The 13,487-nt window shown below is 64.8% G+C and carries 12 protein-coding genes; all 12 read right to left on the bottom strand.

What is annotated here, in order from left to right; translation table 11 throughout:
- Nucleotides 1-10: 10 nt before the first annotated feature.
- Entirely contained in the window at nucleotides 11-1,195 is a 1,185-nt protein-coding gene (locus SUTH_RS01990) for a thiolase family protein (RefSeq protein WP_041096687.1), read from the bottom strand.
- Between the two features lie 143 nt (nucleotides 1,196-1,338).
- Nucleotides 1,339-2,037, bottom strand: coding sequence for a cytochrome c biogenesis CcdA family protein (locus SUTH_RS01985; RefSeq protein ID WP_052473078.1), 699 nt, complete (start codon nucleotides 2,035-2,037; stop codon nucleotides 1,339-1,341).
- The gene (locus SUTH_RS01980; RefSeq protein WP_041096685.1) at nucleotides 2,034-2,450 is read right to left on the bottom strand and encodes a thioredoxin family protein; all 417 of its coding nucleotides are present in this window, start codon (nucleotides 2,448-2,450) and stop codon (nucleotides 2,034-2,036) included. The genes SUTH_RS01985 and SUTH_RS01980 overlap by 4 nt, the downstream gene beginning before the upstream one ends.
- Nucleotides 2,437-3,498: a permease gene (locus SUTH_RS01975; protein ID WP_052473076.1), complete on the bottom strand. Its 1,062-nt coding sequence runs from the start codon at nucleotides 3,496-3,498 to the stop codon at nucleotides 2,437-2,439. Before SUTH_RS01975 ends, SUTH_RS01980 begins: the two co-directional genes overlap by 14 nt.
- Nucleotides 3,495-3,728 carry a thioredoxin family protein gene (locus SUTH_RS01970; protein ID WP_041096683.1) on the bottom strand — a complete coding sequence of 78 codons (234 nt, stop codon included), beginning with the start codon at nucleotides 3,726-3,728 and terminating at the stop codon, nucleotides 3,495-3,497. The genes SUTH_RS01975 and SUTH_RS01970 overlap by 4 nt, the downstream gene beginning before the upstream one ends.
- A gap of 110 nt (nucleotides 3,729-3,838) precedes the next feature.
- A complete protein-coding gene (locus tag SUTH_RS19965) occupies nucleotides 3,839-4,081 on the bottom strand; it encodes a beta-ketoacyl-[acyl-carrier-protein] synthase family protein (RefSeq protein ID WP_052473074.1) in 243 nt (80 codons plus the stop codon).
- The gene (locus SUTH_RS20305) at nucleotides 4,006-4,254 is read right to left on the bottom strand and encodes a thiolase family protein (RefSeq protein WP_231851083.1); all 249 of its coding nucleotides are present in this window, start codon (nucleotides 4,252-4,254) and stop codon (nucleotides 4,006-4,008) included. Before SUTH_RS20305 ends, SUTH_RS19965 begins: the two co-directional genes overlap by 76 nt.
- Complete coding sequence (locus tag SUTH_RS19955) at nucleotides 4,178-4,513, bottom strand: thiolase family protein (protein WP_231851082.1); 336 nt, start codon at nucleotides 4,511-4,513, stop codon at nucleotides 4,178-4,180. The genes SUTH_RS20305 and SUTH_RS19955 overlap by 77 nt, the downstream gene beginning before the upstream one ends.
- 91 nt (nucleotides 4,514-4,604) lie before the next feature.
- The gene (gene sigZ / locus SUTH_RS01960; protein WP_041096682.1) at nucleotides 4,605-5,141 is read right to left on the bottom strand and encodes an RNA polymerase sigma factor SigZ; all 537 of its coding nucleotides are present in this window, start codon (nucleotides 5,139-5,141) and stop codon (nucleotides 4,605-4,607) included.
- A gap of 12 nt (nucleotides 5,142-5,153) precedes the next feature.
- Nucleotides 5,154-6,092, bottom strand: a complete 939-nt coding sequence (locus tag SUTH_RS01955; protein ID WP_041096680.1) for a sulfurtransferase — start codon at nucleotides 6,090-6,092, stop codon at nucleotides 5,154-5,156.
- 85 nt (nucleotides 6,093-6,177) lie between these two features.
- Nucleotides 6,178-9,411: an EAL domain-containing protein gene (locus tag SUTH_RS18160; protein WP_084207212.1), complete on the bottom strand. Its 3,234-nt coding sequence runs from the start codon at nucleotides 9,409-9,411 to the stop codon at nucleotides 6,178-6,180.
- On the bottom strand, nucleotides 9,408-13,406 hold the full coding sequence (locus SUTH_RS18155) for an EAL domain-containing protein (protein WP_052473067.1): 3,999 nt from the start codon (nucleotides 13,404-13,406) through the stop codon (nucleotides 9,408-9,410). The genes SUTH_RS18160 and SUTH_RS18155 overlap by 4 nt, the downstream gene beginning before the upstream one ends.
- Nucleotides 13,407-13,487: the final 81 nt, after the last annotated feature.

Here is a 13,487-nt window from a genome sequence, read left to right as displayed (position 1 = left end):
ATGGACTGCCTCACAGCATCTCGATGGCCAGCGCGATGCCCTGACCACCGCCGATGCAGAGCGTGACGATGCCGCGCTTTAGGCCGTCGCGCTGCATCGAGTGCATCAAACGCGTGGCCAGCACCGCGCCCGAGGCGCCGATCGGATGGCCATGCGCGATTGCGCCGCCCTCGACGTTGACGATGTCCGGAGCAAAACCCAGCTCACGCTGGCAGGCCAGCGCAATCGCGGCGAAGGCTTCGTTGATCTCCACCCGCTGCACGTCGGCCACGCTCCAGCCGGCTCGCGCCAAGGCCTGGCGCACTGCGGGTACCGGGCCAAGACCGAAGAAGCCCGGCTCGACCGCGCCGATGCCGTAGGCCACCAGCTTCGCCATGGGCTTGAGGCCGTTCTTCTCGGCCCAGTTGCGCTCGGCGACGACCATTGCCGCCGCGCCGGTATTCAGGCCGGGCGCATTGCCGGCGGTGATCGTGCCTTCCTTGCGGAAGGCGGGTTTGAGTTTGGCGAGGCTTTCGGCCGTGGTCTCCGGCCGGTTGTGCTCGTCCTTGTCGAACAGCGTCGGGCCCTTGCGACCCGGCACTTCGACGGCGACGATCTCGGCGGCAAACTTGCCGGCGGCCTGCGCCGCGGAGAAGTTCTGCTGCGAACGCAAGGCCCAGGCATCCTGATCGGCGCGGCTGATGCCGTTCTTCGTCACCAAATCTTCGGTATGCCAGCCCGAATGCTTGTCGGAGAAGGCATCGTTGAGGCCGTCGAACAGCATCGCGTCGTAGACCGTGACGTCGCCCATGCGCGCCCCCCAGCGGACCTGCGGCATCAGGTAGGGCGCGCGGTCCATGTTCTCCATGCCGCCGCCGATGGCGCAGTCGATCATGCCCGACCAGATTTCGAGCGCGGCACTGACCACGCCCTGCGCGCCGGAACCGCAGACGCGATTCACCGTCAAGGCCGGCACCTCGACCGGCAAGCCGCCGGCAATACCCGCCTGGCGCGCCGGATTCATCTTGACGCCGGCCTGGATCACATTGCCCATGACCAAGGCCTCAACCTTGTCAGGGGACAGATTGGCGCGCTTGAGGGTTTCGCGGATCGCTGCGGCGCCCAGCATCGGAGCAGCCACGTCCTTGAGGCTGCCGTTATAGGTACCGATCGCGGTGCGCACGGGATTGCACAGGACGACTTCACGGTTTGTCATGATGAGGCTCCATTGAGTGATCGAAAAAATAAGCTTACCCTGCATCCATGTCGACGATTCACTCCCGAAATGGATGCAGTCGGCCATTTACCTCCGGCCAAAAGTCGGCGCTGGCAAGACGGCGGATATCTGCTTCAGGCCAGTCAGCCGACCATCTCGGAGGCGAGATACAGCGCATAGCCGACCAGCAAGGTGCCGGCGACGCGAGTGAACCACCAATTGACCCGCCCAGCCCAGTGCGATCCGGCCACCCATTGGGCGAAACCCACCGAACTGCCCGCCGCCAACAACAACGCGCCGTGGCCGATGGAATACAGAAACATCAGCAGGGTGCCAAACAGCACATCCTGCTGGTTGCCGATCAGGGCCAGGATGCCGACCATCACCGGCGTGGCGCAAGGCGCGAAAACGACGCCGGACAGCGCGCCGGTGACGAAGGCGCCGAAGCCGCCCTTCCAGTGAGAGGCGACGACTCCATCGCCCCCGCAACGGGGGGCACCCATTCCGGGCAAGGCACGACCGGCGAGCAGGCTCGCCCCCGCCACCAGTGCCAGCACGATCAGCACGCCGCGCCAGAGTCCACCCGCCGGCAGGAAGATCGCGCCGGCCAAGGCAACCGCCAGTCCGACACCGGTGAAGGCCAGCGCCAGGCCGAACGCAAACGCGGCGGCGTAGAGAAATGCACGCCGCCGACTGCCGTCGGCATAACCGCCGACATAGCCCACCACCAGCGGCACGGCGGCCACGGTGCAGGGCGAAACCGACGACGCCAGCCCGGCCAGCAGCGCGGTCGCGGCGGCGGCCAGCGGATAGGTGGCGATCAGGGCTTCGCTTTCGATCATGGCGTGGCTGAGACGCCCAGACGGGCGATCACCTCGGCTTCGGAGAGCTTGCCCATGTGGCGTCCGATCTCGCGCCCGTCCGGGCCGAAGAAGGCTTGCGTCGGCATCAACTGGATGCGAAACATCTGCGCCGCTTCCCAGTCCTTGCTGATGTCGATCACCAGCACGTGCGCGCGGCCTTGCGTGCGCCGCGCGACGCGGTCGAGCACGACTTTCATCTCGCGGCAGGAAGCGCAAGTCTCGGCTCCGAACTCGACAATGGCGGGCAGGCCCGAGGCCGTGGCGTTCTGCACCAGCTTGATGCCCGGCGAGGACGGCGGCGTGGCATCGGCGCCGCACGCGGCGAGGCTGCCCAGCAGGGCGATGGCGATCAACAGGCGGCGCGCGCTGTTCTCCCGGTTACAGCACGGCATTGAACACATAGCCCACGAGCAGAATGCCGGCCGCCACAATTCCCGCGAAGGTGGCGATCAGCGTCGGCTTCAGTACCTTGCGCAGGATGATCATTTCCGGAGCGGAAAGCGCGATCACCGCCATCATGAAGGCCAGCACCGTGCCCAGCGCCGCGCCCTTGCCGATCAGCGCCTCGACCACCGGGATGATGCCGGCCGCATTGGTGTACATCGGCACGCCGAGCAGCACGGCAGCCGGCACCGACCACCACGGCGCATCCTTGCCCATGATCGAGGCCATGAAGTCCTCGGGCACATAGCCGTGGATGCCGGCGCCCAGCGCAATGCCGGCCATGACATAGGGCCAGACCTTGCCGACGATTTCCCTGACGTGGTGGCCCCCGGCCTCGAAACGCCGCACCCAGTTCATGTCGCTGCCATCGGCTGCCTGAGCCTCGCCTGCCTGGATTGCACGTACCCAGTCTTCCAGATGGCGTTCCATCTTCAACTCGCCGATCACGTAACCGGCAACGATGGCGACCAGCAGGCCCATCCCGAGATAAAGCGCCGCCACCTTCCAGCCGAACATGCCGAACAGCAGCGCCAGCGCGACTTCATTGACCATCGGCGCCGAAATCAGGAAGGAAAAGGTCACGCCCATCGGCACCCCGGCCGAGAGGAAGCCGATGAACAGCGGCACCGCCGAGCAGGAGCAGAAGGGCGTAACGATGCCGAGGCTGGCGGCCATGGCGTTGCCGACGCCGAGACGCTTGCCCGAGAGCAGCGCGCGGGTGCGTTCCGGCGAGAAGAAGGTCTGGATCACACCCATCAGGAACACGATGCCGATAAGCAGCAACAGCACCTTGGGCGTGTCGTAGACGAAGAAATGCACGGCCTCGGCGAAATGGGTACCGCGTTGGAGGTCCAGCGCGCCAACGATGGCGTCGGCGAAATCGGTAAGGTGGGCGTATGCCGCGCCCCAGGCAACGACGCCAACGCCCAAGCCGACGACCCACTTCGCAAGAGTCGGCGCCGGCGGGACGGCGACCACAGTGCCTTTACCGCTCATGCAAGCCACCCCGCTATCTTGTCGCGACCCGGAATCCCGCCGGCGTGCACTACCTTGCCGTCGATCACCACGCCCGGCGTGCTCATCACGCCGTAGCCCATGATGTCCTTGATTTCTTCCACCTTTTCGAGCTGCACCGCCATGCCCCTGGCGGCGGCGACCTCCTCGATCAGTTTCAGGGTGGTCTTGCAGTTGGCACAGCCGGTGCCCAGCACCTTGATGTTCTTCATAGCCTTGTCTCCAGGCAGGTTGATAACACCCATGGAGACGAAACACCGGCGAAAAGGATGCAGGCCTCAGCCCCGGCGGTGCTGCGGGTAGCGCGACATCACGGGAAAGTTCAAATCATCTCGATGGCCAGCGCGATGCCCTCCTCGCTGCCGATACGCAGGGTGACGATGCCTCGCTTGAGACCATCGCGTTGTAGCGAATGGATCAACCGCGTCGTCAGCACCGCGCCCGAGGCACCGATGGGATGGCCGTGGGCGATGGCGCCGCCCTCGACGTTCACCACGTCGTGGGCGAAGCCCAGTTCGCGGGTACAGGCGATGGCGATGGCGGCAAAGGCTTCATTGGCTTCCATGCGATCGACGCCGCCGCCCCGCTGTTGAGCCCCGGCGCATTACCCGCAGTGATGCTGCCGTCCTTGCGAAAGGCCGGACGCAACCTGGCCAGCGACTCAGCCGTGGTCTCGGGCCGGTTGCGCTCGTCTTTCCCGAAAAGTTCGGACCCCTTGCGGCCCTTGACCTCGATCACAACAATTTCCGTGTCGAACTTGCCGGCCGCCTGCGCCGCCGATGCCCGCCTGGCGTGCCGGGTTCATCTTGCTGCCGGCCTGGATCACCTGCCCCATGACCAGGGCTTGCACTTTTTCCGGCGCAAGGCCGGAGCGCTTCAGCACCTCGCGGATGACGATCGCGCCGAGCGCAGTTGCCGGCGTGTTCTTCAATGCGCCGCCATAGGTGCCGATCGGCGTGCGAACCGGGTTGCAGAGTACGACCTGACGTGCGTTCATGATCATCCCCCAATTGCTTGGTGGCTGCGCGTCAATGTAGTCGAAGACCGAGCGCAAAGGATGCAGAAAGTCGGCGCCGGCGGGACGGCGCCTATACCACGGGCGGACGCGGCACAAAGCCGGCGACATGGCCGTCGCCGTCGAAACTGACCTGGCAAAAACTGGTCAGCTGGGTCTTGAGCCGTGCCCGTGCCCGTTGCACGCGCGACTTGGCGGCGGGCAGGGAAAGTCCGATGCGCCTGGCGTAGTCCTGCTGGGTCATGCCCTCGATGTCGCACAGGGTGATGGCCTCGCGGTCCTGTTCCGAAAGCTCGGCCAGTGCGCGCGGCAGGCATTGCGTGAGGCTGTCGACCGGCGCTGGCGGATCGTTGCTGGCGGCGACAAGATCATCGGGTAGCGGCACCTGATCCTTGCGCAACCGCAGGCGATCGATCAGCAGGTTGCGCGCGGCATGGAACAGCCAGGCGCGCGGGCTGTCGATGCCGCACAGCCCGTTGTTGCGGCGCAGGGCGCGCAGGAATACCTCCTGCAGCAGATCCTCGGCTTCCGCGTCACTGCTGGCCCGGTGCCGCAGGAAGCGCCGCAGCTCGGCTTCGTGGGCAGACCAGGCATCGGCGACGCAGCGCATGGCCGGGGCGGACTAGAGCGAGAAATCCGCGTCGAAGGGCGCGTCGCCCTGGACCACGGGCAGCGTCAGCGAGTGGTCCCACTGGCTCCAGCCGCCGTTGAAGAAGCGCACGTCCCGGTAGCCCAGAGCCCTGAGCTGCAACCAGGCCAGGGTCGAGCGGAAACCGTCGTGGCAATAGGTGATGATGGTTGCGTCCTTCGGCACGTCCTTGTACAGCGCGGCGACCTCGGCCATGCCCAGCCACTTTTGCGACTGCGCGTCGGTGGCGTCGAGGCTGACGACGTTGCGCGCGCCGGGGATGTGGCCGCCCTGAACCGAATGACGGATGATCTTGCCCGAATACATCTCGCGCGGGCGCGCATCGAGCAGCACCACCTTCGGGTCGCGGCGGGCGACGACGCGATCATGGACATCGGTCCATTCGGCGAGCATCTCGCGCTTGCCGGGCTGCAGCGTCACCTTGCCGGGTTTGGGCGACACGCGCTCCTTGCTCAGCTCGTTGAAGGCCGACCATTCGATGGTGCCACCGTCGAGAATCTTCACCCGCGCCATGTCGTAGCCGAAATAGACGAGGAGGAAGTACAGCCGCGAGGCGAGCACGGAACGCGAATCGTCGTAGAGCACCAGCGTCGAATCATTGTCCACGCCCCAGCGCCGCAAGGTTGCCTGGAAGGCGGCGCGCGAAGGCAGGCGCATCAGCACCGCGGAATCGTTGTCGCCGAGGTCCTTGAAACGCTGCACCTGCACCGCGCCCGGCAAGTGGCCGACGGTATCGTATCGATGCGGAAAGTAGCGCACTTCGAGAATCACCAACTTCGGCTGCTTGAGCCGCGCTTCGAGCCAGGCGGCGTCGACCAGGAAGTCGGGTGGCGCGGCGCGGGCCATGCCGCAGAGGCCGAGCAGGCAGAGAAGGAAAATCAAGCGCAGGGTAGTGCCGTGGAATCGGATCATGGTCTTCGTTTATGCACGCAGGTTCAAAGTCGGCGCTGGCGGTACGGCGATCCGGCGCGCCGAAGATTCAATGCCGGCCCCCCGGTCAATGCGGGATCCGCTCCGGCGGTTCCGCCTTGCCGAACAGATAACCCTGGAAGGCCTGGCAGTTGTGGCTGGCGAGAAACTCGCGTTGCGCCTCGGTCTCCACGCCCTCGGCGATAACCGCCAGGCCCATGCTGTGCCCCAGCGCAACGATGGTCCGGGCAATCGTGGCGTCGTTCGGATCGGTCAGCACATCGCGGATGAATGACTGGTCGATCTTCAGTTGATCGAGGGGCAAGCGCTTCAGATAGGACAGCGAGGAATATCCGGTGCCGAAATCGTCGAGCGAGAAGCTCACCCCGGCGTCCTTCAGGGCGGTCATCTTGACGATGGTGTCCTCCACGTCGGTGAGGAACAGGCTCTCGGTCAGTTCCAGCTTCAGGCGTTGCGGATTGGCGCCGGTATGTTCGAGCGTTGCCAGCACCTGATCGACAAAGTCCTGGTGATGAAACTGTCGTGCACTGACATTTACCGCCATGGTCAGATGAGCCTTGCCGGAATCCCCACCCCAGATCGCCAGGCGCGCGCAGGCGGTTTCCAGCACCCACAAACCCAGCGACAGGATCAGGCCGGTTTCCTCGGCCAGCGGAATGAATTCGTTGGGAGCGATCAGGCCCCGTTCGGGATGGTGCCAGCGCACCAGCGCCTCGACACCCGTGAGTTGGCCCTCGGCACCCACCTGGGGCTGGTAGAAAAGCGCGAACTGCCCTTCGCGCAAGGCCTTGCGCAAGTCGGCCTCCAGCGCCGAGCGGACGGTAACGACCTCCTGCATGTCCGGCTGGAAGAAACGCAGCGCGTTGCGGCCCGCCGCCTTGGCCTGGTACATGGCCAGATCGGCCTGCTGCAACAATTCGTCGACACCCGTGTCGTGGCCGCAGAACAGCGTCACGCCGACGCTCGGAGTGCAGTGATACTCGTGGATGCCCAGTTGATAATCCAGATTCAGCGCCTCGACGATCTTTTCGCCCACCACTTCCGCCTGCGCCGCGGCATCGCGCAGTGTCTCGCTCAGGTCTTCCAGCATCAGGACGAACTCGTCGCCGCCGAGACGAGCCACCGTATCGCCTTCACGCACGCATTCGGTGAGGCGCACCGCGACCTGTTGCAGCAGCAGGTCGCCCTTCTCATGGCCCAGGGTGTCGTTCAGGTTCTTGAAGTTGTCCAGGTCGATGAACAGCACCGCGCCATGGTGCCGGTTACGGGCGCTGGCGGCCAGCGCATGTTGCAGGCGATCGAGCAGCAGCCTGCGGTTGGGCAACTGGGTCAGCGGGTCGAAGAAGGCCAGATGCCGGATTTCGTCTTCCGCCGCCTTGCTCGCGCTGATGTCGGAAAAGGCCGCCACATAATGGGTGATCTGCCCATCGAGGCCCCGCACCGCGGAGATGGTCTGCCACTTGGGAAAGATCTCGCCGTTCTTGCGCCTGTCCCATACTTCGCCATACCAGGCGCCGGTGGCCGCCAGCTGGCGCCACATGTCGGCATAGAACTCCCGGTCATGCTTGCCGGATTTGAGAAGCGCCGGAGTCTGCCCCACGGCTTCGTCGGCACTGTAGCCGGTCAGCTCGGTGAATGCCGGGTTGACCCGCAGGATGATGCCCTTGGCATCGGTGACCATGATGCCGTGCAGCGACTCGAAGGCCTTTGCCGCTATGCGCAGTTCCTGCTGCAGTTGCCGGCTTTCGGTGATGTCGCGCGTGATGCCGACGAAGTGCGTGGCGCGGCCATCGCCGTCCAGCACCGGCGCCACCGACAGGTCGCTCCAGAACGGCGTGCCATCCTTCTTGAAGTTCATCAGTTGGCCGCTGAAGCGGGCTTCCGCGGCAAGGGCGGCGCGCAATTCGGCGAGCATGGAATCATCCGCCGCCAGGTTGTGCAAAAAGGACGGGGTTTTCCCGAGTATCTCGGCTTCCGTGTAGCCGGTGATGCGCTGGAAAGCCTCGTTGGCATACGTGATGCGGCGCTCGGCGTCGGTGATGATCACGCCCTGCGTGATCGAGGCCAGCGCCTGATAATGTATGCGCAGGACCGCCTCGCTCCTTTCCCGCTCCTCGGACTGCACCACCTTGACCAGGTTCTCGCGGAACACGTTCATGGCGCGCGCCATGTCGCCGATTTCGTCGCCGCGCAGGTCGTCGCCCTCGATGATCTCGGCGGACTCGTCGCGCGCCGCCAGCCTGTTCATGGCGCGGGTCATGCGCGCCATCGGTTCGATGATCCCGTGCGCCAGCAGCGCGGCCAGCGCGATGGTGAGCACCAGCAGGAGGGTGGCGAATACGGCGACCATGTGCGCGGTGCGAGTCGCGGCGGCTTCCGCCCCCCGGGTCTGCGCAATCAGGTCGGCAACCAGGCTGTCCTCGACCACCTTCATCTGGTCCATTCTTTGCGTTGTCGTATCGAACCAGTGCGCGGCCTTGATGTCGCCTTTCAGGCGCGAGGTCTGGCCGCTGGTGGCGATCCGGCGCATGCGCTCAAGCTCCACCGCGCTGACACCCTCGAGCAGATAGTCGAGCAGCGCGATCTGTCCCGGCGTGGCAAACGAACTGAAACGGTCGAGGTACATCCGCTGCCGATCGATCATTTCAGTCAGGCGCCCCTGGCTGATCAGATCGAAATGACCGGCGGCAAACCCCGCGACACCGATGGCCCGTTCCATCCCGGCACTTTCCTTGGCCTGCAGGAGATGCAGATAGGCATAGATCGACCGCGTGAGGTCGGCCCGCGGGCTGACCACCAGGATTTCCTCGATGACGTCGATCAGCCGGTTGACGACGCCGCCATAGTGCCGGGTAAGCTCCGCCGTCGCCATGCGATGTTCGGTGATGACACCGCGCCATGCATCAATCCGGTCCGTCGCCTCGCGTGCGGTCGCAATCCGGCTGGACAGCAGTCCGCCCATCCGATCGGCATTGAAATAGACCAGCGCACCGGCCAGCGCGGCGCGCTTTTCGTCCGTTTCCGCGCGGTGCGCCGACAACCTTGCCGCCAGCTGGTCGCCCGTCGCGCCAACGAAGCTGGCCGAAATGCCGCGCTCCTTCTGCACCGCATGGATCAGGTTGCCGATCACGGGTGCCAGCTCTCCCATGGCGCGCAGATCCCTCATTTCGCCGGCAATGCGGAAGTAGCCGGTGACTATCCACACCGACAGAACCAGCACGCCGACGATCGGCAATGCCAGGGCGAGCCCGACACGCGTGCCGATGCGCACATTCCGCATCCCTGGGTACCGCATGCTCATGTCACCGGGTCGCGGGATTCACATCCCCTGGCGGCTTCAAGGCTCCCGGCCGCTACCGGACGGCCGAACAGATAACCCTGATAGGCGTTGCAGCCGTGGCTGGCGAGAAAACCCCGCTGCCCCTCGGTTTCCACTCCTTCGGCGATCACCGCCAGGCCGAGGCTCTGCCCCAGGGTAATGATGGCTTTGGCGATTGCCGCATCGTTGGGGTCGGTGAGCACGTCACGGACAAAGGATTGGTCGATCTTCAACTGGTCGAGCGGCAGGCGCTTGAGATAGGTGAGCGACGAATAGCCGGTGCCGAAGTCGTCGAGCGAGAAACCGACACCTTTCACCTTGAGTGCGGTCATTTTTTTGATGATGTCTTCCACATCCGTCAGGAGCAGGCTTTCCGTCAGTTCCAGCTTGAGTCGTCGAGGGTCCGCGCCGGTGTGGTCGAGGATCGCCAGCACCTGCTCGACAAAGTCGATGTGATGGAACTGGCGCACGCTGACATTGACCGCCACCGTAAGATGGTTCATGCCGGGCTGACGCGCCCATCTTACCAGTTGCGCGCAGGCGGCTTGCAGCACCCAGTGGCCGAGTTGCAATATCAGGCCATTGTCTTCGGCAAGCGGAATGAACTCGCCGGGAGGAACCATGCCGCGCTCCGGATGCTGCCAGCGCACCAGGGCTTCGGCGCCTGTCATCCGCCCCGTGGCATCGACCTGGGCCTGGTAGTGAAGCAGGAACTGGCCATCCTGCAGGGCCTGGCGCAGCTCCGCTTCCAGGCTGGCGCGGGCCGTTACCACGGCCTGCATTTGCGGATCGAAGAAGCGCAGGGTATTGCGGCCCGCCGCCTTGGACTGGTACATGGCGAAGTCCGCCCGCTTCAGCAGCTCGTCAACGGCTTCCTGCTTCTCGCCGAACAAGGTGATGCCGATGCTCGGCGTACTGTGATGCCGGTGTTCGCCCAACAGGTAGGTCTCGTTGAGCTCGGTCAGTATCTTTTCGCCGACCGCCTTGGCCTGCGGCGCGGCATTCTCCGGATTTTCGTCGAGGCCTTCCAGCATCACCACGAACTCGTCGCCGCCGAGGCGGGCCACGCTGTCGCTCTCGCGCACGCATGCACGCAGGCGCTGCGCAACTTCCTTCAGCAGCAGGTCGCCGTGATCGTGGCCGAGCGTGTCATTGAGGATCTTGAAATTGTCGAGATCGATGAACAGCAGCGCGCCTTCGCGCCCCGAACGGGCGCTGGCGCCAATCGCCTGCTGCAGGCGGTCGATCAGCAACCGCCGATTGGGCAACTGGGTCAGCGGGTCGTAGAACGCCAGGCGGTGGATTTCGGCTTCCGCTTCGGTGTTGCGGGAAATGTCCGAAAAAGTCCCGATGTAGTTGCTGACCTGCCCGTCGGGCGCGACGACGGAACTGATGGTGAGCATCTCGGCATAGATCTTTCCGTTCTTGCGCCGATTCCAGATTTCGCCCTGCCAGTAACCGCTCTCGCGCAAGGTGGTCCACATGCGCCGGTAGTACTCGGCATCGTGGCGCCCCGACTTGAACAAGGCCGGGGTCTGGCCGATGGCCTCATCCGCGCTGTAGCCGGTGAGGCGAACGAAAGCCTGATTGACGCGCACAATGACACCCTTGGGGTCGGTGATCATCATGCCTTCCTGCGACTCGAAGGCAATCGCGGCAACGCGCAGATTGGCCTCGGCCTGCCTGCGCTCCTCGATGCTGGTGGCAACGCCCAGATAGCCGGTGATTTCGCCCTGCTGGTTGCGTATCGCGGTGACCGACAGCAGCACCGGTATGCGCGTTCCGTCCTTGCGGATATACGTCCATTCGCGCTCATCGGGTTCGCCCGTGACGCGTGTCCTGGCGACAAAGGCATCGAAGCCGGGCGCCACGGCAAAGCCCAGCTCCCGCGTCAGCAACTCGGCATAGGCAAGAACTTCGTCGGGATCATGGAACACCCCGGGATCCTGCCTGCCCACCATGTCTTCCGCGGCATGGCCCAGCAGCGTCTCGGCGCCGCGATTGAAAACCGTGATGAGGCCTTGCAGATCGGTGGCGATGATGGAGTAGGAAGCGCTGGAAAGCACGGAGGCCATCAGCGTCTGGCTCTTCAGCAGGGCCGCTTCGGCGACCTTGCGCTCGGTGATGTCCTGCAGGGTTTCGATGGCGCCGACGATGCGTCCGTTGTCATCGTGCAGCGGCGCGGCGAGAAAACTCAGCCAGCGCCCGATATTGGGAAAGTAATTCTCGGCTTCATAGGCTCCGCGCACGACGGGGGACGGACCAACGGTTCCCGTGTAGTAGTGTTCCATGGCCGCCAGGGCGGCCTGGTCGTCGTTGACGATCAGATCGGCCAGCACCGGCCTCGGCGCCGGGTAAAACGCCCGCCACACATCCTGGGTGCCGATCATGTCGGCCGCGGGAATCCTGAATACGCGCTCGCACGCGCGATTCCAGTGCGTGACGCGGTGATCGGCATCGATGACGAAGGTCGAGACCGGCGTGCCGTCGACGATCTGGGTCAGCGCCCGCTTGGCGTGCTCCTGTCCGAGTTCGGCGCGGCGGCGATCGGTGATGTCCTGCACCGTGCCGACATAGCGCAGGATGTTTCCCGCCGCGTCCAGAATCCGCTCGGCGCGGCTCCGCACCCAGCGGGTTTCGCCACCCAGCACGACGCGATAGGCGACCTCGGCGCGCTCGCCCTTGAGCACCTGGCGGCGAAACTGCCTTACCGCGCTTTGATCTTCCGCCTGAACCATCCTGCCCAGATAGTCATCGAGACTCAGGCTGGAATTGTCCGGCAGGCCAAGGATGCGGCGCGCCTCCGGCGACCAGTGCATTTCGTTGCGGTTGAAGTCGAGCACCCAGCTGCCCACCTGGGCCAGGGACAAGGCGCGATTCAGGTCCTCGTCCCTGGCGGCGGCCTGCGCCATCATGCTCTGCAGGCGCCGATGGCGCCGCGCCAGGGTGGACGCCGCGGTAATCAGCACGGCGGGGTCGCCGGATTTTGGCAGGAAGTCTTCGGCAGCCGAGCGGCGGGCCGCCAACTGCCGCTCGCGGTCGTTCCAGGCGGTGAGATAGATCACCGGCAGCTGCACATGGCGTTCCTGCTGCCGGATCAGGGTGACCAGTTCCGGTCCGCGGCAGGCCGCCATCTCGAAGTCGACCACCAGCACGTCGGGCCGATACTCGTCCATGAAATCAAGCACCAGCAAGGGGTCTTCCGAGGGCAGCACGTCCATGCCGGCCTCGGTCAGGATCGCGGCAAACGCATTGAGCGTACTCTGCTCGTCGTCAACCAGCATCACGCGATAACGGTCCCCCCGTTCGGCCACCCGCAACTCTTCCATGAGGCCGGTGAGGCGATGCAGCGCCAGCGGCTTCGTGAAGAAACACCTGACGCCGGAACGCAGCAGCTCGACCTGCTGTGAAAACGTGGCATCGGGATCGGCCAGCACGATCCAGCTGCCGGCCCTGGCGGCTTCCGTTGCGAGAAAACGGCGCCGGGAATCCGTGAGCGACAGGATCCAGTTCATGTCGGCCAGCACCAGATGGCTCTTGTCCAAAGGTACAGGCATGTCCTCCGGCTGGCCGAATGTCCCGAGTGTCGCCCCCATCCCGGCCAGCACCACGCGCAAGGGTTCCAGGTCCTGATCGAGGGCGCCGACGGCAATCACTGTCATGTTCAGCGGCGCCACCGGCGCCGTTGACTGGCGAATGGCGTTTCTCGTACTCAGCGCGCCCACCATCTGTCCGGTGAGATCAAGCAGCGCATGCAGACGAACGGCGGCAATTTCCTTTTCGGTGACCGCCTTCGACAACAGGGACACCAGTGCGGCGCAGGTATCCCGCACCTGCCCGCTTTCCAGAAGCGAATGCGCCAGCTTCAGCCGATCCAGCAAACGCAGGCCGCGCAATCGATCCCAGCCATCCCGCGCGAGCTTGTCGCGCAAGTCTTCCAGCTGTTCCTGCAGGGTGCCGATGGCGCTGGTGTTCATCTCGCAGTGTTTTCACTATTCCGCGAGCGGCGCGATTGAACTCGCGGCGGGCATGCGAACACCCTCCGGCAACTGTTTGAA

It is taken from the genome of Sulfuritalea hydrogenivorans sk43H (genome assembly GCF_000828635.1).
GTDB lineage: Bacteria > Pseudomonadota > Gammaproteobacteria > Burkholderiales > Rhodocyclaceae > Sulfuritalea > Sulfuritalea hydrogenivorans.
The sequence above is the reverse complement of the archived record's forward strand: the minus strand, read 5'-3'. Positions and strand labels throughout refer to the sequence as shown.

Bases quoted from the DNA above. Each gene is read 5' to 3' on its own strand.
- SUTH_RS01990 (WP_041096687.1), bottom strand. From the start codon at position 1,195: ATGACAAACCGTGAAGTCGTCCTGTGCAATCCCGTGCGCACCGCGATC.
- SUTH_RS01985 (WP_052473078.1), bottom strand. From the start codon at position 2,037: ATGATCGAAAGCGAAGCCCTGATCGCCACCTATCCGCTGGCCGCCGCC.
- SUTH_RS01980 (WP_041096685.1), bottom strand. From the start codon at position 2,450: ATGCCGTGCTGTAACCGGGAGAACAGCGCGCGCCGCCTGTTGATCGCC.
- SUTH_RS01975 (WP_052473076.1), bottom strand. From the start codon at position 3,498: ATGAGCGGTAAAGGCACTGTGGTCGCCGTCCCGCCGGCGCCGACTCTT.
- SUTH_RS01970 (WP_041096683.1), bottom strand. From the start codon at position 3,728: ATGAAGAACATCAAGGTGCTGGGCACCGGCTGTGCCAACTGCAAGACC.
- SUTH_RS19965 (WP_052473074.1), bottom strand. From the start codon at position 4,081: ATGGAAGCCAATGAAGCCTTTGCCGCCATCGCCATCGCCTGTACCCGC.
- SUTH_RS19955 (WP_231851082.1), bottom strand. From the start codon at position 4,513: ATGAACGCACGTCAGGTCGTACTCTGCAACCCGGTTCGCACGCCGATC.
- sigZ (WP_041096682.1), bottom strand. From the start codon at position 5,141: ATGCGCTGCGTCGCCGATGCCTGGTCTGCCCACGAAGCCGAGCTGCGG.
- SUTH_RS01955 (WP_041096680.1), bottom strand. From the start codon at position 6,092: ATGATCCGATTCCACGGCACTACCCTGCGCTTGATTTTCCTTCTCTGC.
- SUTH_RS18160 (WP_084207212.1), bottom strand. From the start codon at position 9,411: ATGAGCATGCGGTACCCAGGGATGCGGAATGTGCGCATCGGCACGCGT.
- SUTH_RS18155 (WP_052473067.1), bottom strand. From the start codon at position 13,406: ATGAACACCAGCGCCATCGGCACCCTGCAGGAACAGCTGGAAGACTTG.